Below are 17,866 nucleotides of genomic sequence, written 5' to 3' on the forward strand. Positions count from 1 at the left end.
TCTCGGTCATGACGGATCTCCTTCGATCGGACGTGCGGGGGTGGGTCACGCTGGAGCGGTGTCGCGGTACAGGCCGGCCGCGCGGGCTCGCTGGGTGGCGAGCCCGAGGACGAGCGTGAGCGCGGGGGTCTCGATCCCCGCGAGGGCACCGAGTTCGAGAGGGACGCGGAAGAGGGCGTCGATCTCCATCGCCCGACCGGACAGCAGATCCTGCACGACGCTCTGCACGTGGTGCGAGGCCTTCAGGCGAGTGAGGCCCTCGGTGGTGTCGCCCGGATCGCAGCCGAGGGCGCGCGCAACGGCACCGGCCTCGGCCGCCATCGAGCCGGCGAGGCCGGCGACAGCGGGAGCGGCGAGGGCGTCCTGCATGGCGGAGGCGGTGAGCACGCCCAGTGATCCTCCGATCATGTTCATCACCAGCTTGCCCCAGACGGCGTCGCGGATCGCCGGAGTGATCGACACCTCGAGACCGCTGCCGTCGAAGGCCGAGGCGAGTGCCGTGAGACGCGGGTCGTTCCGCCCGTCGGGGCGGCCGATCAGGAGGCGGTTGCGCGGATTCTCGGCGCGGACGACCCCCGGTGCGACAGCCGAGCAGGCGGTGTACGCGACAGCTCCGACGACCTGCTCGGCCGCGAGCTGCGTACCGAGCACGGCGTTGGGGTCCAGTCGCGGAAGGGGCCTCCCGTCGAGGGGGCCGCCGTGCGACCGGAAGTACCACCACGGGATTCCGTTCGTCACGAACAGCACGAAGCCGTCGCTCGCGAGCAGGGGAGCGAGGCTCCGGGCGATGCTCGGCAGCGCCGGAGCCTTCACGGCGACGACGACGACGTCCTGCGGCTCCAGCTGCTCGGGCCGGTCGGTGGCGAGCGGATGCGAGAGCAGGGTGCCGTCGCGCGTCTCGACGCGCAGGCCGTTCTCACGGATCGCGGCGAGGCTCTCGCCCCGCGCGATCAGCGAGACCTCGGCCGCACTCGACGCGAGCCGGCCGGCGAGGTGACCGCCGACTGCGCCCGCGCCGTACACGCAGACCTTCATGCGCGTGCTCCGCCGGTCATGCGCGATCCTCGAACTGCCGACGCTTCGCGGTCGCCGCGCCGAGGAGGAACGAGATGTCGTTGCCGGTCGAGACGTAGCTCGCCCCGAGGTCGAGGTACTTCTCGATGAGGTCCGGCCATCCGCCCAGTCCGCCGATGCCGATCGCGGTGCCCGACGCCGTGCAGGCGGCGATCACGCGCAGGTAGGCCTCGTGCACCGATGGGTGGTCCATCTGCCCGGCGACGCCGAGCTCGACGCTGAGATCGTTCGCACCGACCAGCAGCATGTCCACGCCGTCGACCGCCGCGATCTCCTCCACGGCCTCGAGGCCGACGCGCGACTCGATCATCGCGACCACGAGGGAGGCGCCGTCGAGCTCGCGGATGACCTGCTCGGGCGGGAAGGTCCGGTAGTTCAACTGCGGGGCGGCGCCCGCGAGCGAGCGCTCGCCGACCGGCACGTGCTTGACGGCGCGCACCAGCGCGCGCCTCCTCGGCCGACTGCACCCCGGGCAGGATGATGCCCATCGCACCCGAGTCCATGACCCGGGCGATGAGGGGGGCGTCGAGGCCGGGGACCCGGACCAGCGGAGTGACTCCGAGGGCGTTGCAGGCCATGCAGATCTGGCCGGCGTCCTCGAGCGAGACGCTGCTGTGCTCCAGGTCGATGTAGACCGAGTCGAAGCCGGCTGTCGAGGCGATCGAAGCGATGTCGACGGTCCGGACGAGTCGGACGGTCATCGAGTAGACGGTCTCGCCCTTGGCGAGCTTGTCTTTCGCGCGGTTGACGAGGATGCGGGGGACGTCGTCGTTCATGGTGGCTGCTCTCCTGGTGGGGTCGGTGTCTCAGCCGAAGGGCGTCGGCAGGGTCTGCGCCTCGTTGTCGAATCCGTACTCGGATTTGACTTCGAGGTACTCCTCGAAGCCGAAGCGGCCCATCGAGCGACCGATCCCGGACTCGCTTGTAGCCGCCCATGGGGGCGTACGAGTCGGTCGCGGCGCCGTTGTAGCTGATGCGGCCGGCGCGGAGGCTGTTCGCGATGCGGCGGGCATCCGCCGCCTGGCCGGCGAAGACAAAGCCGGCGAGACCGTAGGGGGAGTCGTTGGCGATGCGCACCGCCTCCTCCTCGTCGCGGTAGGGCAGGACGGCCAGCACGGGACCGAAGATCTCCTCGCGGGCGATCGTCATGTCGGGCGAGACCCCGACGAACACGGTGGGCTGCACGAAGTAGCCGTGCTCCAGGCCCTCGGGTCGGTCGAGGCCGCCCGTGACGAGCTGAGCACCCTCGTCGATGCCGCTCCGGATGTGGGCGCGGACGGAGTCGCGCTGTGCCGCGCTGACCATGGGCCCCATGGTCGTCGCTTCGTCCAGCGGGTCGCCGAGGGTGAAGCGCCGGGCCTCGTCGACGAGGAACGGGACGACCTCGTCCATCTGGCTCTCGTGCACGAGCATCCGGGTCGGTGCGTGACAGGACTGGCCGGCGTTGAAGAAGCCGCGCTGGATGTTCCAGCGTGCGGCCTTCTCGAGGTCGGCGTCGGGCAGCACGATGTTGGCCGACTTGCCGCCGAGCTCTAGGCACACGCGCTTCACGGTGGCGGAGGCGGCGGCGCCGACCTGCGCACCCGCTGCCGTCGATCCGGTGAACGAGATCATGTCGACGTCGGGGTGGCGCGAGAGGGTGTCGCCGACCTCACGGCCCGGGCCGTTGACGAGGTTGAACACGCCCGCGGGCACGCCGGCCTCGTGCATCACCTGGGCGAGCAGCGCTCCGCTCGCAGCCGACACGACACTGGGTTTGGCCACGATGGTGCAGCCGGCGGCCAGGCCGTAGATCGTCTTGATCACTCCGGTCTGCACGGGCCAGTTCCACGGTGAGATCAGCGCGCAGACGCCGACCGGCTCTCGGCGCACGATGGCGTTCCCGACCCGCGACTCGAAGGGGTAGTCCCGGAGGATCTCGCGCGCCACCCGCATGTGCTCGGCGGGGCCGGCGACCTGAGCGCGGTTGCCGACGGGGATGCCGACCTCGCGGGCGATGAGCTCCGAGAACTCGTCGGCGTACGACTCGTACATGTCGATGATGCGGTCGATGAGGGCGATGCGCTCCCCGACCGTGCTGAGCGAGTAGGTCTCGAACGCGCGTCGGGCTGCGGCGATCGCGAGCTCGGCGTCGGCGGAGCCGCCGAGGGCGACCCGCGCGAACGGCTCCTCGCGGGTCGGGTCGATGAGGTCGGTGGTTCGCGGAGTGATCGGTTCGACCCAGCGGCCGTCGATGTAGAGATGCGGGTACTGCTTCATGAGAGGGGTCCTCCTCGGGCCGGGCGGGACAGGTCGGGGTCGGCTGCAGCGGGTGGTCAGCTGCTGTGGGTGTAGCCGCCGTCGCAGGCGATGGTCTGACCCGTGATGAAGCCCGACGCCGGGGTGGAGAGGAAGATCATGATCCCGACGAGGTCGGTGGGGACCATGCCGCGGGGGATGCACTGCCGCGACGCGGCGCGCTCGCGCACGGCGACGGTCGGGTTGACGGTGCGTTCGACCTCGGTGGCGACGCTTCCCGGGCGGATGCAGTTGACCGTGACCCCGGACGGGCCGAGCTCGCGCGCCAGGGAGTTGGTCATGCCGATGACCGCCGACTTGGACGTGACGTAGTGCAGGTAGTCGACGGTGCCGTTGGTGACGGCGTCCGAGGAGACGTTGATGATGCGGCCGAATCCCGCCTCGCGCATGGGGGTGGCGACGGCTCGAGCGCAGAGATAGCTGCCGGTGATGTTCACCTTCAGGACCTGCTCCCATCTCCGGAGAGGGATGAGATCGAACGGGCCCTTCTCGATCGTCGCGAAGACCGACGCGTTGTTGATCAGCACGTCGACCCGGCCCCACTTGTCGAGCACGGAGGCGACCATCGCGGTCACCGACGGCTCGTCCGCCACGTCGACCGAGACCGCGAAGCCCACACCGCCGGCGCTCTCGATCTCGGCCACGACCGATTCCGCTTTCAGGACGTCGAGATCGGCGACGACGCTGAAAGCTCCGGCGGCGGCGAACTGACGGGCGAGCTCGCGGCCGATTCCCTGGGCGGCACCGGTGATGATCACGACGCGCCCCTCGACGCTGAAATCGCGCGCCGAGGCGGGGACTCCCGAGTCCTGCGGGGCGTGGGTGAGCGGAATCGTCGTCATGTCATTCCTCGGAGGGCTGGATGCGCGGACAGGTGAGGTTCGAAGCGCCGTCACCTTCCGCGCATCGCCTCCAGATCGGAAGCGGTTCGGAAGCGACCTCGCTTCTGTCATTGAACATATCCCGTCATCTGGGATACCGTCAATCAACGGCACCGTCAGCTCCTGGAGCGAGAGGGGACCGGACACGCCGATCGTCGGCTCTCGCCGACGGCGCATCGAATCGTGAAGGAGCAGACATGCGCGTGAGCACAGCAGCGGACACCGACGTCGAGAAGGTCGGGACCATGCGCGAAGGAGTACTGGAGCAGAAGCACCTGCTCTTCGGCGAGGACGGCTCGCCGAACAACTACGACCTGAACATGGGTCAGACCGGGGAGGTGGATGGCGGACCCCGCGTCACCGCCACACCTTCGACCAGATCCGGTACGTGATCAAGGGGAAGCTCCCCTACACCGAGACCGAGGTCCTCGAAGAGGGCTGGGTCGGCTACTTCCCCGAGAGCGTCCACTACGGACCTCAGGAGCGCGCCGAGGGTCTGCGCACGATGGTGCTGCAGAGCGGCGGCGCCAGCGGAGGCGGCTACCTCAGCGTCGCCCAGCGCGAGGCCACCAACGCCGAGCTCAACGAGAAGGGCGAGTTCAAGAAGGGCCTGTACTACTACACCGACGAGAACGGCGTGGAGCAGAGCGTCGACGGGTCGCAGGCGATCTTCGAGCACGCGATGGGCCACCCTCTCGAGTTCGCGCCTCCTCGCTACACCGACGTGATCGCGATGGACCCGGAGGCTTACGCCTGGACCCTCAGGGCGCTGAGGGTGTCGAGGAGAAGTGGCTCGGCCGCTTCACCGAGCGCGACCTCCGCATCGGCTTCATCCGCCTGGAGGCCGGTGCGGTCTACGAGGCCGGTCAGTTCGACTCGATCGAGATCCTCTTCCAGATCGATGGCGAGGTGACCGCCGAGAGCGGTTCCTACGGACCCGAGACCGGGTACGAGTTCCTCGCCCACGAGGGCCCGGTCGCCCTCGAGGCCGTCGAGCCGACGACCTTCCTCCGGACGGTGCTGCACCGCTTCTGACCTCGGGACGCACGACGCTGCAGCGGGCTCTCGCGAGGCCGCTGCGCCGTCGTGCGCGGGGAGAGGAGCCGGCTGGCGACGGGACCGACAGCGGCTGAGCGGTGTCAGAGCAGGGTGTCCACGTCGGGAAGCCGCTCCGAGATGACGGCTGCCGCGTCGCGGACGGCGAGGATCGCCTGCTCCACTTCGACGTCGCGGCGCTCGTTCTCGTCCCATGCGACGCCGACGCTGCCCAGGACCGTCTTCCGGTCCGTCAGGATCGGAGCGGCGCACCCCCAGACACCGGGGTTGAACTCTCCCCGGGTCACGAGGAAGCCGTCCTTCTTGATCTGACCCAGCGCCGATCTGAACTCGCTCCAGTCGCCGCCCAGCCCCGCGGCCTCGATCTGCTCGCTCTGCCGCGGATAGATCGCCTTGAGCCGGTGGTGCGGGAAATGGGCCATGATCACCTTCGACACCGCACCCTGGAAGAGCGGGCGCCGCTGCCCACGGCTGAAGCGGTTCGCGGGACTCAGGGGGCGCGGAACTCGCCGACGCACAGCACCGAGTCGCGGAACGCGGTGCACAGCAGGGCCGAGTGGCCGATCCTCTCGACCAGATCCTCGAGGACTCCGTGGCTCGCGAGCAGCAGAGGGTCCGTCTGGCGGATCTGCAGATCCATCTCGATGATGCGCGGTCCGAGACGGTAGTAGCCGTTCTTGACGGCTGTGAGGAGGCCCGCGTCGTGGAGGGTCTTGATGTACCGGTAGCCGGTCGACCGGGACGTGTCGAGCGCCGTGATCAGATCCGCTGTCGACCAGACGGGATGCTCCTCGGTGTAGAGCTCGAGGATCGCGAGCATCCTCGCCAGGCTGCCGGCGCCGTCGGCGGCGTCGGACAGGGCGCCGGCCGACGGGGTCACCTGGGTCATGCCGGTCTCCCCTCTTCCCGCGGAGTGGAACGACGATCCCCCGATCGACGCGAAGTCCCACAGTATCGGATGCCCGATGCGGCATCGAGATCCTGCTTCTGGAGCCGCCGCCGCGTCTGTGCGGGCGCGGGACGTCGTCCGCACCTGTCGGTGGACACCGGCACCCAGCATTCCTCCCCCCGCGCGGAACATCCGTGCCCAGTGATCGCGACCGAGAGGCGACGCATGTCGTGGCAGCAGGATTCCGACCGGATGTTCATCGGCGGGCGGTGGTGGGCGCCGTCGTCGCCCGAGCGCATCCCGGTCGTCTCGCCGACGACCGAGCAGGAGTTCGCCTCCGTGCCCGCCACCGACGCCGAAGTGATCGACTGTGCCGTCCGGCGCGAGGAGGGCGCGACTCTCGTTCTCGGCGAAGGCCGACCCGCGGGCCTGGACCTCGGCTGGTTCGTCGGACCGACCGTCTTCACGGGCGTCGACCCGAGCAGCCTCGACGCCCGCACCGGGGTCAGGTCGCTCGGTCTGCCGCTCGACAGCCTCGCCGGATGAGTGCGACGCGCGCCTCTCCGGTGCTTGACGACGACCTCGCCCGGCACTTCGCCCACCTCGCCGCGGACATCGATCCCGTGGCCGTCCCGCACGATGCTGTCGAGGCCGCGAAGAAGAGCATCCTCGACACGGTCGGCGTGAGTCTGGCCGCTTCCGGTCTCGACTCCACTGCGCGCAGCGTCCTCGCGCTCGTCCGTGAAGGCTCCGCCTCCGAGGCGACCGTGCTCGGGTACGGCGGACGCGCCTCCGCGACGGACGCCGCCTTCGTTCAACGGGGCCCTCGCGCATGCGCTCGACTTCGACGACCAGACGCCGTGGGGGCAGCATGCGGCGAGCTCGATCGTTCCTGCCTCACTGGCCCTGGCCGAGCGGGTGGGGAGTGTCGGGCGCCACCCTCATCACGGCCGTCGCAGTCGGCCAGGACCTCTTCGCCCGATTGCGCCGGCACGTGGGCTGGCGCAAGGACTGGAACCTGTCCTCGGTGCTCGGCGTCTACGCGGCGACGGCGGCTGCGGGCCGGGTGCTGGGGCTTCCCGCCGACCGTCCCGAGCACGCGCTGGGCATCGCGAGCATGCACTCGAGTGGGGTGATGACCATGGTCGCCGGCACGGGCGGCGATCTGCGAGGCGCGTACGCGGCGTTCTCGGCGCGGGGCGCGGTCACGTCGGCACTCCTGGCCGAGCAGGGCCTGTCCGGCGTCCTGGGGCTGTTCGAGGGCGAGTCCGGAGTCCTCGCCACCTACTTCCGGGGCGACTACGATCGCGGGGCGATACTCCGAGACCTCGGTACCGACTTCCGCGGGTCCGGGACGCTGTACAAGCTCTGGCCGTCGGTGGGGACCTCGCACAGCCACATCCACGCGACGCTGACGCTGATGGAGGAGCTGCGCATCACGGCCGGGGACATCGAGTCGCTGCGCGTCCACGTGGGCGACTACCACGCCGTCAGGTGCAGGCCGCTGGCCGAGAGGAGGGCTCCGGCGTCGGCGGCCGATGCCCGGTTCAGCCTGCCGTTCCTGGTCGCTCTGGCTGCGGTCCGGGGTGGGGTGGGAGCGGCCGACTTCACCGAGTCGGGCCTGCGCGACCCGGTCGTCCTCGCACTGGCGCATCGCGTGCTGCCGGTCCCGGACCCCGATCTCGACTGGAAGGACGTCCTGCCGCCGGGGCGGGTGGACATCCTCACGCGCGACGGACGCGCGGCGACCCTTGTCGGCACGAGCGTCCCGGGGGGCTCCGAGGATCCGCTCGGCTGGGACCGGCTCGCGACGAAGTTCAGGAGTTGCGCCGGTGCCTCGGCGACGCCGTTCGAAGTGTCGCGCGTCGATCGGGCACTCGAGTCGATCCAGCGCCTCGAGACGGTCCCTGACGTGCGCGATGTCATGGCGGTGCTGGCTGTATGAGCGCTTGCTTAGCACTGCCTGCGTTGAGAAGTCTCATAATGCCGGATATAGTCGAGTCCGTTCGACGTGGTGCCGCGACGTCCTGCCGCAGGGGTGGAACTCGGTCGACGCCACGTCCGTTCACGGTTCCGGCGGGGAGCGCGACACCCCGAAGCGAAGACGAAGACGTTCGGCGCCGATCCCTCGAAGGCCGCGGAAGAGCCGCAGCACCGGGGCCGGCCACGACGACAGTATGCCCTCGGGCACTTGACGATGGAGACGACGATGTCGACTGAGAACCCGATGACCGACGAGGTCCCCGTCCGGATCGGGATGATCTCCGCCGACGGCGTGATCGTTCCCCACGGCGGTGTCGAGATGGAGATTCTCAACCCCGCCACGGGCCGGGTGATCGGCGTCCTCCACGAGGCCGACGTCGCCGACGTCGACGCGGTGGTGGCGGGAGCGAAGAAGGCCTACGAGACGATCTGGCGGCGCACGGCGCCGGAGGTGCGCGGTCGCATGCTCGCCGCGTGGGCCTCGGCCATCGCCGACCACCGCGAGGAGCTCGCCGACATCGAGGTCGCGGACGTCGGACATCTGCGACGGGAGGTGACCGCGGACCTCGATTCGTGCGTGCGCATCCTGCGCTACTACTCCGGTCTCGCCGACAAGCTCGAGGGCCGCACCTTCGCTCAGCTGCCGGACCGCCTGTCGTACGGGCTCGACGAGCCCTTCGGCGTCGTCGCGGGTGTCAGCCCCTACAACGGCAACGCGAACTTCCTCGCGCTGAAAGCGGGCCCCGCCCTCGTCGCGGGCAACTGCATCGTCGTCAAGGCGCCCGAGGTCGCGCCGTTGCTGAACTACCGGCTGGTCGAACTGGCCCTCGAGGCGGGTCTGCCCGCCGGCGTCGTCAGCGTCGTCACGGGCCGCGGCGAGACCGTAGGTCCGCTCCTCACCGAGCACCCCGACATCGGCATGATCGCGTTCACAGGCGGGCCGGACTCCGGTCGCGCGATCATCCACCAGTCGGCGGCGAACATCGTGCCCACGTTCCTCGAGCTCGGCGGGAAGAGCCCGGCGATCCTCCTGCCGGACGCCGACCTCGACATCGCGCTTCCGTCACTCCTGCACTCGAACTTCGCCAAGAGCGGGCAGAGCTGCGTGACGGGATCGCGGATCTTCGTGCCGGACTCGATGTACGCGGAGGTCAGTGACCGGCTGGGGCGGAAGGCCGCGACGGTGCGGGTCGGACTGCCGACCGAGGAGTCCTCCCAGATGGGCTCCCTGATCACGCGACGTCACCGCTCCAAGGTCGACGCCCTCGTGCAGCGGGCGGTCGCAGCGGGCGCCGAGGTCCTGGCCGGTGGCGCCCCCGCCGAGGACGGCCCGCTCGCCGACGGCGCCTTCTACCGCCCGACCGTTCTCGGCGGAGTCACCGACGACAACCCCGCCGCCCTCACCGAGGCGTTCGGGCCGATGGCGAGCGTGCTGTCCTACTCCGACGTCGATGAGGTGCTGGCCCGGGCGAACTCGTCCGAGTTCGGTCTCAGCGCCCAGATCTGGGGCAATGACGCGCGCACCCTCCAGTTCCTCGCCAAGAATCTCATCGCCGGCACCGTGTGGGTGAACACCTACCGCTCCTTCCACCCCACGGTCCCGTTCGGCGGGATGAAGCAGAGCGGATTCGGGAAGGAGAACGGCTTCGACTCGGTCGCGATGTACACGCGGCGCAAGGCCGTCGTCTGGGACCTCACCACCGAGCGCGAGCTTCCCTACTCCTGACTGATCACCCCTGACCCCTCCCGCGGAACGGCCCGGGCCTTCGCGCATCCGAGCAGAGAGACGACGACATGACGACGAACCACGACGCAGCGGAACCGACCGGACGACTGACCGGACGCAGGGTCGTCATCACCGGAGCGGCTTCGGGGATCGGACGGAGCACAGCGGAGCTCTTCGTCCGCGAAGGAGCGTCGGTCGCCCTCCTGGACCGCGATCGCGACCTCGTCCACCGTACCGCCGCGGAGATCGGCGGCACCGCTGTCGCGGTGGACGTGACCGACGACGAGGCGGTGAGTGCCGCGGTGGCCGATGCGGCGGCAGCGCTCGGAGGGATCGACGGCGTCGCCCATGCAGCGGGGATCATGTTCCGCGGCCTGGCGGTCGACGTCGCGCCGCAGGATTGGCAGCGGGTGATCGACGTGAACCTCACGGGCACCTACACCCTGATCCGGGCATGCGTGCCGTTCCTGATGCGGGAGCCGGCGGCGACGGTCGTCACGATCGCGTCGGCAGCGGGACTCCTGCCCAACAGCCCCGGCTACACCGCCTACGCGGCGTCGAAGGGAGGCGTGATCGCCCTGTCGAAGGCGTTCGCGGCAGAGTTGGCGCCGACCGTGCGGGTGAACACCGTCTGCCCCGGAATGGTCGACACGGCCATGGCCGACGGGTTCCGCGCGAACGCCGTGAACTACGCTCTCGGGCGGCTGGCGGACCCGGTCGAGATCGCCAGGGCCCTCCTCTTCCTCACGAGCTGGGAGTCGTCGTACATCACCGCTTCGACGCTCGCCGCCGACGGCGGGCGGACCTTCCATTGACCGCCGGTCGACCCGAGACGAGCCGCGTCGAGAGCCGCGGTCGCGAGCTCATCGCACTGCACCGTGCGCCCGAGATCCTCAGTGTGGTCAATGTGTGGGACGTGATCTCGGCGACCACTATCGCCGCCATGCCCGAGACGAGGGCGCTGGCGACCGCGAGCCACTCGATCGCGGCGTCCTTCGGCTACGAGGACGGTGAGAAGATCCCGCTGGAGCTTCACCTCGACATGATCAGCCGCATCTGCGCCGCTGTCGATCTTCCCGTCTCCGCGGATCTCGAGGCAGGCTACGGGGATGCCGGCGAGACGATCCGCAGAGCGGTGGGCGTCGGGGCGGTCGGCGCCAACCTCGAGGACCAGGCGAAGCCGTTCGCGCAGTCGCTCCGGGCGGTCGAGGCCGCCGTGCGCGCGGCCGAGGCGGAGGGCGTCCCGTTCGCCCTCAACGCCCGCACCGATGTGATCGCCCAGGCCGGCGAGCGACCGGACAACGAGGTCGTCGCCGACGCGATCGAGCGCGGCCGGGCGTATCTGGAGGCCGGAGCGACCTCGGTCTTCATCGCCGGGCGTGTCTCGGACGAGACGGTCGCACGCCTGGTCGAGGCACTCGGTCGGCAGCGGATCAGCGTGATCGGTCTGATCGGATCCCAGTCGGCCCTCCGCTTCGAGGAGCTCGGTGTGGCACGCGTCTCGTACGGTCCGTGGACCCAGCGTGTCGCTCTGACCGCTCTGCAGGACACGGCTGCTGTCCTCTACCGAGGGGGAGTGCTGCCCGGGAGGACTCGACGCCTGACCTGACCGGGTGCACTGGACCCTCCGAGCGGTGCCCCGGCTAAACAGGTTCCAGCAGAACCCTTCAAGTGCTGGTCAGCGCGCCATACCGTTGCAGTCATGGATCACCGAGCTGAGGTACGCGAATTCCTGGCGTCGCGCCGTGCGCGCAGAACGCCGGAGCAGGCCGGGATCGAGCCGGGTGGTGGACGCCGCCGAGTCGCCGGCCTCCGCCGTGACGAGACCGCGCGTCTTGCGGGAGTGAGCGTCGACTACTACACCCGACTGGAGCGGGGGAACCTCTCCGGAGTGTCCGACTCCGTTCTGGACGCGATCGCCCGGGCACTCGACCTCGACCGCGCCGAGCACGACCACCTCTACGACCTCGCCCGCACGGCGAACGAAGCCGGGGTGCGCTCTCGCCCGCGTCCCCGGGTCGCGAAGACCATCCGACCCGAGCTGCAGTTCCTCCTCGACTCCATCACGGAGGCTCCGGCGTTCGTGTCGAACACCCGGATGGACATCGTCGCTGCGAACACCCTCGGCTTCGCGCTCTACTCCGAGATGTACAAGAGCCCGGCGCGCCCCGCCAACCACTCGCGCTTCATCTTCTTCGACCCGCGCGCGTACGTCTTTTACCCCGATTGGGAGCGGGCCGCCGACGTCAACGTCGCGATCCTCCGGCGCGATGCGGGCCGCAATCCTCACGACAAGCAGCTCGCCGAGCTGATCGGCGAGCTGTCGATGCGCAGTGACGACTTCCGGACACGGTGGGCCGAGCACAACGTGCGGCGCCACTACACGGGACTGAAGCAGTTCAACCATCCCGCGGTCGGTCTGATGGAGCTGACCTTCCAGGCGATCGACCTGCAGGACGACCCGGGGTACTCGATGACCGTCTACCCGGCAATGCCCGGCAGCGCCACCGATGACAAGCTCCGGCTCCTCGCCACCTGGGCCGCGACCGAGGAGATCGCGCGGCTCGCCACCAGCTCAGCGAACTGAGCTCTCCCTGTCACGGCCGATGACGGTGCGGCTCCTGTCTGCCGTGGCGCCGCCCTGAACCCGAAAGATGCCATGACCTCCACCATGCCCGTGTTCCTCCCCGACGCGAGCGATCGAGCCGAACCGCGGACGATGCCGTGGCTGGCGCTCTCCCTGCTCGCCACGATGGGGTTCGTCCTTGTCGCCGCAGAGACCATGCCCGCCGGCCTCCTGCCGGTGATCGCCGAGGGGATGGGAACCAGCGAAGGGACCGTCGGTCAGTTCATCAGTGTCTGGGCCCTCGGAACCGTGATCGTGACGATCCCGGCGATCAGCCTGACCCGAGGTCTCCGCCGCAAGCCGCTGATCCTGGTCGCGATCGCACTCCTCGTCGTCGCGAACACCGTCACCGCACTCCGAGCGATGTCGTGGTGTCGCTCTGTCTCGCGCTTCTTCGCGGGGGCGTTCACCGGCGTCATCTGGGGAGTGCTCGCAGCCTACGGTCGCCGGATCAGCCCGCGCCACCGCGCAGGGCTGGCGCTGTCGATCGTGTCGGTCGGCGCCCTCGTCGGTTTCGCGCTCGGCACTCCGCTGGGCGCGTGGCTCGGCACGACCTTCGACTGGCGCTGGTCGTTCGGCGGGCTGAGCCTGATCGCGCTCCTTACCCTCGTGCTGATCGCCCTCTTCGTCCCGGACGCTCCCGGCCAACCGAGATCCGCCGAGGGAAGCCTGCCTCTGGTCGAGGTCTTCACCATGCCGGGCGTCGCGATCGTGTGTCTGACGATCTTCGTCTGGATGCTCGCGCACAACACGATCTACACGTACATCGCGCTGTTCCTCCGCGACGGCGGCTCGGGCCTCGGCCCCGACCTCGTGCTCCTCGTCTACGGGGTGTCCTCGATCGTCGGCGTCGCGATCACCGCGGCGGTCATCGACCGCTTCCCCCGCGCCCTTCTGCACCTCAGCCTCGCGGTCTTCGTCCTCGCGGGCCTGGTCCTGCTGCTGGGTCGCGGCGCTCCCGCGGCCGTGCTGGTGGCGGGCGTGCTGTGGGGCGTCGCGTTCGAGGTGCGTCGGCGCAGCTCCAGGCGGCGCTGGAGCCGATCGGGTCGCGAGAACTCCGGACGTCGCGAACTCCTTCCTGCCCGTCGCGTTCAACCTCGCGATCTTCTCCGCGGGCGTGCTCGGCGCGGTGCTGCTCCAGAGCTTCGACGCCTTCGTCCTCGCCGTCCTCATGGCCGTACTCGGTGCTGTCGCTCTCGTGATCACCTTCTACGGACGCCGAACGGCGTACTCCGTGGACCACCTCGGCGCGCGCTGAGCGCGACCGCAGAGCAGGAGCTCCCGATGACCATCGCAGGCACCCCGACGGCGATCGTCGTGACGATCGACGGCGTCGAGATCGCAGGACGGCTCGATGACAGCGCGACGAGCGCGTCCCTCCTCGCCCGGCTACCGCTGACGCTGCCGTTCCGCGACATGGGCGGGCAGGGAGAAGCTCGCCGACCTGGGCGAGGCCCTCAGCCTCCGCGGTGCGCCGTCACGGAGTGACGCGCAGCCGCGCACCATCGGGTACTACAGCCCGACCCGCAACCTCGTCCTCTACTACGAGTACGTGGGCGCCTACCCGGGCATCGTGCCTCTCGGGTCCTTCGACGACGTCGGCCCGGTCAGGGACCTCGCCGACGGCACGCTCGTCACTCTCCGACGCGCGGACTGAATCCCTCCATCCTCCGCCTCTAGACGACCAGGAGTCCACCATGAAGGCCGCATACATGTTCGGTGCCGGCGACGTCCGCATCATCGACGCCCCCGATCCCGTCATCCGACACTCCACCGACGCCGTCGTCCGCATCGTCCGCGCCTGCGTGTGCGGATCGGACCTGCACCCGTACCACGACATGGAGGAGAACTCCGAGGGAGTCTCGATGGGGCACGAGTTCCTCGGCGTCGTCGAGGAGATCGGCGCCGAGGTCCGGACGCTCGCTGTGGGCGACCTCGTCATCTCCCCGTTCTCCTTCTCGGACGGCACGTGCGAGTTCTGCCGGGAGGGGCTGTTCACCTCCTGCGTGCACGGCGGCTTCTGGGACATGCCCGGCATGGGAGGCGGCCAGGCGGAGGCCGTCCGCGTCCCCCTCGCCGACGGCACGCTCGTCGCGGTGCCCGACGTCGACGAGACATCGCCGCTGCTCACCTCGCTGCTGACGCTCTCGGACGTGTACGGCACCGGATGGCACGCCGCCACCCGCGCCGATGTCTCGCCCGAGCGACTCCGTCGCGGTGATCGGCGACGGTGCAGTCGGGCTGCTGGCCGTGCTGTCGGCCAAGCAGAAGGGTGCCGAGCGCATCATCCTGATGGGCCGTCACAAGGCCCGCACCGACCTCGGGATCGAGTTCGGCGCCACCGATGTCGTCGCCGAGCGGGGCGAGGAGGGCATCGCGAAGGTCCGCGACCTCACCGGGGGCTCGGGCGTGAAGAAGGTCCTCGAGGCCGTCGGCCACCTGCCCGCATACGAGCAGGCGTACAGGATCGTCCGCCCGGGCGGCATCATCAGCCGCGTCGGCGTCCCGCAGTACGAGGAGGCGTCCGTCGGGTTCGCCAGCCTCTTCGGCGGCAACATCACGCTCACCGGCGGCCCCGCCCCCGTCCGCGGCTACATCGAGCAGCTCATGCCCGCGATCCTCGACGGCAGCATCGATCCCGGCAGGGTCTTCGACCGCACCGTGAGCCTGGACGAGGTCCCGGATGCGTATCGCGCGATGAACGATCGCCGGATCCCGAAGGCGATGATCACCTTCTGACCCCCCGCGTTCCCCATCGAGCGGGACGCAACTGCTCCGCGCACCCACTGGAAGACGAAGGAGACCACCGTGAACATCGAACCCTCCCGGCCGACGGTCAAGAACCCACCCGAGCAGTTCCTCGGCGATGTCTGGCTCGACATGATCGCCGTCCCGCACGAGGACGGCCAGCACATGACCGTCGCCACCGTCCGCTTCGCCCCCGGTGCTCGGACCGCCTGGCACTCGCACGCCCGCGGGCAGTACCTCCGCGTGACGGAGGGGGTCGGCCGGTTCGGGACCCGCGACGGCGCGGTCATCGAGGTGCTTCCCGGCCAGACCCTCTACACCCCGCCCGGCCAGGAGCACTGGCACTCAGCGCCGGCGGACCGCTTCATGGCGCACATCGCCATGACGGAGAACGGAGACGATCCCGCCACGACCACGACCTGGCTTGAGCACGTCACCGACGCCGGGTGCTCCGGTGCCGATGCGTGAACGTCGAAGCCCGGCTCACCGGAAGGACGGCACCGTGACCGCGCACGAGGAGGCTCAGGACGAGTTCACGACTCTGTTCGCCGGGCGTTCCCCGGAGCGCGGCGCACCACTCGACGAGACCGATCCCGAACTCGTCGCACTCCACCGCGACTTCGCGTTCGGCGAGACGCTCGGGCACGTCCGCCTCGGCCGTCGCGAGCGGCTCCTCCTGCAGCTCGCCGCTGCTCTCGCGGTCGGGGCGGTCGACCACTTCCGCGTGCTTCAGGGGGCCGCGCTCGAGGTCGGAGTTCCCCCGATCCAGGTGAAGGAGGTGACGTATCAGGCCGTCGCGTACGTCGGCATGGCGCGAGCAGTCGACTTCATCGTCCTGAGCAACGAGATCTTCACCGCTCGGGGGATCGCGCTGCCCCTCGAGGGGCAGTCGACCACGACTCCCGGCACCCGTCGCGAGGCCGGGCTCGCCGCGCAGACCGCCGCTTTCGGCGCCGAGGTCGTCGAGGGGCTCTTCTCGGGCCCGGTCGACGCGAGGCGCTTCTCGGAGTTCCTCGCGGGCAACTGCTTCGGCGACTACTACACGCGCTCCGGTCTCGACGTGAAGCAGCGCGAGCTCGTCACCTTCGCGCTTGCTCGCCGCTCTCGGCGGTGCCGATAGTCAGCTCAGGAGCCACGTCACGGCGAATCTGACCGTCGGGAACACGCGAGGAGACCTCCTCGACGTCCTCACCGTGCTGGTCGCCTCCCTCGGCTACCCCCGCACCCCGAACGCCCTCGCTCAGGTGAACGCCGCGGCTCCCGCTCCTGCGTGACCTCCGCCTGAGAGGCTCTGCGGCGACCCGTTCGAGCAGACCCCGCTCGCCGCGCACCATGCTCTGCCCTGGAGGGGAGCGCCCCTTCGAAGGAGAATCCATGACAGACATCCGCGGTTCCGGCAACGGGTCGGCACCCGGATCGGGCGGGCGGACGATGACGGTCGTCGTCGCCGCCCGGGGACGACCCGCCGCCCTCTCGCCTCCGCCGCCGTCATGGTGCTGGCGATCTCCGGCTGCAGCGTCTCGGGCGACGGCTCGGAGCCGACCTCGACGACCCGTGCCAGCTCCCCGACGGCATCCACTCCGTCGTCGACCGCAGCTGCCGAGGCGCCTGCTCCGGCCGCCACGGCACCCGAGACGCCCGCTCCGGTCGCGGAGGACCCTGCCGGCCCGGCGTCGATCTCGCTGCAGTTCGGCGATGCCGTCGTCACCGCGACGGTGGAGGACACCGCTGCCGGACGCTCGCTCCTCGCCCAGCTCCCCGCCGAGCTCGACTTCCGCGACTACGGCGGTCAGGAGAAGATCGCGACCCTCCCTGCTCCGATCGATCTCGACGGAGCGCCGGATCGCGCGACAGCTCCCGCGGGAACCCTCGCCTACTACGCGCCGGATCAGGGTCTCGTCCTCTACTACGACGCCGTCGGCTCGTATCCGGGCATCGTGCCGCTGGGCACCTTCGACGACGTCGAGGCGCTGGAGGGACGCGAGCGACGGACCGGTGACGGTGCGGGTGAGCGGATGACGCCCGGAGGGGCGCTCCGAGGCTCGTGCGCACCCGGACGCGCCCCTGAAGCCACCACTCGACGGTGACGGGATGACCACGACACGGAACGGGCGGCGGTTCCTCCTGACCGAGCATCGAGCCCGAGCCCTCCACTGGGATCTCCGGCTCGAGGACGGGGACGTGCTGCTCAGCTGGACGCTGCCCAAGGGGGAGCCCGCCGAGCCCGGACAGAAGCGGCTGGCGGTGCGAACGGACGACCACGGACTAGAGTTCCTCGACCCCGCGGCGACGACCGCGCGCGCCGAGGCGGCGGGCTCGTCGGTCGTGCTCACCGACCTGGGTCTCTACGAGCGTGAAACATGGCTTCCCGACTCCCGCATCGTCGTGACGCTGCACGGCGAGCTTCTCGGCAGACGGCGTCTCCGCCTCATCCGTACTGCTCGAGCCGGGGAGAGGGTGCATGGCTGGCTCAGCGGCCTCGAGGAGCCCGGCTGACCGACGCCGCCGGACGCGGCGTTCGTCCCCGCGAGACCGAGTTTGTGGGACGGCTCCGGGCGCGCCTCGACCTGGGCGAGCGGAATGCG

The 17,866-nt window shown here is 70.0% G+C and carries 21 protein-coding genes and 4 pseudogenes; 18 read left to right on the forward strand and 7 right to left on the reverse strand.

The features are described from left to right. Positions 1–45: 45 nt before the first annotated feature. The 5 genes and pseudogenes from AC0CII_RS19870 to AC0CII_RS19890 form a co-directional block, all read right to left on the reverse strand. Positions 46–1,035 (reverse strand): ketopantoate reductase family protein, encoded by a 990-nt coding sequence (locus AC0CII_RS19870; RefSeq protein ID WP_465230409.1) that lies wholly within the window; start codon positions 1,033–1,035, stop codon positions 46–48. A gap of 16 nt (positions 1,036–1,051) precedes the next feature. Continuing rightward, on the reverse strand, positions 1,052–1,513 hold the full coding sequence (locus tag AC0CII_RS19875) for an aldolase/citrate lyase family protein (protein ID WP_465230410.1): 462 nt from the start codon (positions 1,511–1,513) through the stop codon (positions 1,052–1,054). A gap of 61 nt (positions 1,514–1,574) precedes the next feature. Then, positions 1,575–1,850, reverse strand: a pseudogene (locus tag AC0CII_RS19880) (aldolase/citrate lyase family protein); the annotation flags it as partial. A 205-nt stretch (positions 1,851–2,055) separates the two neighbouring features. Further along, a pseudogene (locus AC0CII_RS19885) lies at positions 2,056–3,333 on the reverse strand (aldehyde dehydrogenase family protein); the annotation flags it as partial. Between the two features lie 56 nt (positions 3,334–3,389). Continuing rightward, on the reverse strand, positions 3,390–4,214 hold the full coding sequence (locus tag AC0CII_RS19890; RefSeq protein WP_465226677.1) for an SDR family NAD(P)-dependent oxidoreductase: 825 nt from the start codon (positions 4,212–4,214) through the stop codon (positions 3,390–3,392). 236 nt (positions 4,215–4,450) lie between these two features. Here AC0CII_RS19890 and AC0CII_RS19895 point away from each other — a divergent pair, with 236 nt between their 5' ends. The 3 genes from AC0CII_RS19895 to AC0CII_RS19905 are packed head-to-tail and all read left to right on the forward strand — an operon-like array spanning position 4,451 to position 5,288. Next, positions 4,451–4,645, forward strand: a complete 195-nt coding sequence (locus AC0CII_RS19895; RefSeq protein WP_465230411.1) for a hypothetical protein — start codon at positions 4,451–4,453, stop codon at positions 4,643–4,645. Next, complete coding sequence (locus tag AC0CII_RS19900; RefSeq protein WP_465230412.1) at positions 4,642–5,166, forward strand: hypothetical protein; 525 nt, start codon at positions 4,642–4,644, stop codon at positions 5,164–5,166. Before AC0CII_RS19895 ends, AC0CII_RS19900 begins: the two co-directional genes overlap by 4 nt. After that, entirely contained in the window at positions 5,163–5,288 is a 126-nt protein-coding gene (locus tag AC0CII_RS19905; RefSeq protein WP_465230413.1) for a hypothetical protein, read from the forward strand. Before AC0CII_RS19900 ends, AC0CII_RS19905 begins: the two co-directional genes overlap by 4 nt. A gap of 104 nt (positions 5,289–5,392) precedes the next feature. On the opposite strand, the gene AC0CII_RS19910 is transcribed toward AC0CII_RS19905, so the two are convergent. Continuing rightward, complete coding sequence (locus tag AC0CII_RS19910) at positions 5,393–5,854, reverse strand: IclR family transcriptional regulator domain-containing protein (protein ID WP_465230414.1); 462 nt, start codon at positions 5,852–5,854, stop codon at positions 5,393–5,395. Beyond that, positions 5,800–6,198 carry a helix-turn-helix domain-containing protein gene (locus AC0CII_RS19915; protein ID WP_465230415.1) on the reverse strand — a complete coding sequence of 133 codons (399 nt, stop codon included), beginning with the start codon at positions 6,196–6,198 and terminating at the stop codon, positions 5,800–5,802. Before AC0CII_RS19915 ends, AC0CII_RS19910 begins: the two co-directional genes overlap by 55 nt. A gap of 225 nt (positions 6,199–6,423) precedes the next feature. Here AC0CII_RS19915 and AC0CII_RS19920 point away from each other — a divergent pair, with 225 nt between their 5' ends. The 15 genes and pseudogenes from AC0CII_RS19920 to AC0CII_RS19990 all read left to right on the forward strand — a co-directional run bounded on the left by AC0CII_RS19920 (position 6,424) and on the right by AC0CII_RS19990 (position 17,777). Continuing rightward, positions 6,424–6,744, forward strand: coding sequence for a hypothetical protein (locus AC0CII_RS19920; protein WP_465226674.1), 321 nt, complete (start codon positions 6,424–6,426; stop codon positions 6,742–6,744). Further along, positions 6,741–7,001: pseudogene (locus tag AC0CII_RS19925) on the forward strand (MmgE/PrpD family protein); the annotation flags it as partial. The gene AC0CII_RS19920 and the pseudogene AC0CII_RS19925, both read left to right, overlap by 4 nt. Before the next feature lie 122 nt (positions 7,002–7,123). Continuing rightward, positions 7,124–8,143 (forward strand): MmgE/PrpD family protein, encoded by a 1,020-nt coding sequence (locus AC0CII_RS19930; protein ID WP_465230416.1) that lies wholly within the window; start codon positions 7,124–7,126, stop codon positions 8,141–8,143. A 264-nt stretch (positions 8,144–8,407) separates the two neighbouring features. Further along, a complete protein-coding gene (locus AC0CII_RS19935) occupies positions 8,408–9,907 on the forward strand; it encodes an aldehyde dehydrogenase family protein (RefSeq protein ID WP_465226672.1) in 1,500 nt (499 codons plus the stop codon). 68 nt (positions 9,908–9,975) lie between these two features. Continuing rightward, positions 9,976–10,722: an SDR family NAD(P)-dependent oxidoreductase gene (locus tag AC0CII_RS19940; protein ID WP_465226671.1), complete on the forward strand. Its 747-nt coding sequence runs from the start codon at positions 9,976–9,978 to the stop codon at positions 10,720–10,722. Continuing rightward, the gene (locus AC0CII_RS19945; RefSeq protein ID WP_465226670.1) at positions 10,719–11,516 is read left to right on the forward strand and encodes an isocitrate lyase/PEP mutase family protein; all 798 of its coding nucleotides are present in this window, start codon (positions 10,719–10,721) and stop codon (positions 11,514–11,516) included. The genes AC0CII_RS19940 and AC0CII_RS19945 overlap by 4 nt, the downstream gene beginning before the upstream one ends. 93 nt (positions 11,517–11,609) lie before the next feature. Then, the gene (locus AC0CII_RS19950) at positions 11,610–12,494 is read left to right on the forward strand and encodes a helix-turn-helix transcriptional regulator (protein WP_465226669.1); all 885 of its coding nucleotides are present in this window, start codon (positions 11,610–11,612) and stop codon (positions 12,492–12,494) included. 72 nt (positions 12,495–12,566) lie between these two features. Beyond that, positions 12,567–14,021, forward strand: a complete 1,455-nt coding sequence (locus AC0CII_RS19955) for an MFS transporter (protein ID WP_465230417.1) — start codon at positions 12,567–12,569, stop codon at positions 14,019–14,021. After that, positions 13,978–14,190, forward strand: a complete 213-nt coding sequence (locus AC0CII_RS19960; RefSeq protein ID WP_465231026.1) for a cyclophilin-like fold protein — start codon at positions 13,978–13,980, stop codon at positions 14,188–14,190. The genes AC0CII_RS19955 and AC0CII_RS19960 overlap by 44 nt, the downstream gene beginning before the upstream one ends. A 40-nt stretch (positions 14,191–14,230) precedes the next feature. Next, a pseudogene (locus AC0CII_RS19965) lies at positions 14,231–15,272 on the forward strand (zinc-binding dehydrogenase). 69 nt (positions 15,273–15,341) lie between these two features. Next, on the forward strand, positions 15,342–15,749 hold the full coding sequence (locus tag AC0CII_RS19970; RefSeq protein WP_465226665.1) for a (R)-mandelonitrile lyase: 408 nt from the start codon (positions 15,342–15,344) through the stop codon (positions 15,747–15,749). Positions 15,750–15,783: 34 nt separating this feature from the next. Next, positions 15,784–16,401, forward strand: coding sequence for a carboxymuconolactone decarboxylase family protein (locus AC0CII_RS19975; RefSeq protein ID WP_465230418.1), 618 nt, complete (start codon positions 15,784–15,786; stop codon positions 16,399–16,401). After that, a complete protein-coding gene (locus AC0CII_RS19980; RefSeq protein WP_465230419.1) occupies positions 16,373–16,555 on the forward strand; it encodes a carboxymuconolactone decarboxylase family protein in 183 nt (60 codons plus the stop codon). Before AC0CII_RS19975 ends, AC0CII_RS19980 begins: the two co-directional genes overlap by 29 nt. A 216-nt stretch (positions 16,556–16,771) precedes the next feature. Then, entirely contained in the window at positions 16,772–17,368 is a 597-nt protein-coding gene (locus AC0CII_RS19985; RefSeq protein ID WP_465230420.1) for a cyclophilin-like fold protein, read from the forward strand. A gap of 4 nt (positions 17,369–17,372) precedes the next feature. Further along, the gene (locus AC0CII_RS19990; RefSeq protein WP_465230421.1) at positions 17,373–17,777 is read left to right on the forward strand and encodes a DNA polymerase ligase N-terminal domain-containing protein; all 405 of its coding nucleotides are present in this window, start codon (positions 17,373–17,375) and stop codon (positions 17,775–17,777) included. Positions 17,778–17,866 lie beyond the last annotated feature (89 nt).

This window comes from Rathayibacter sp. AC182 (genome assembly GCF_979253875.1).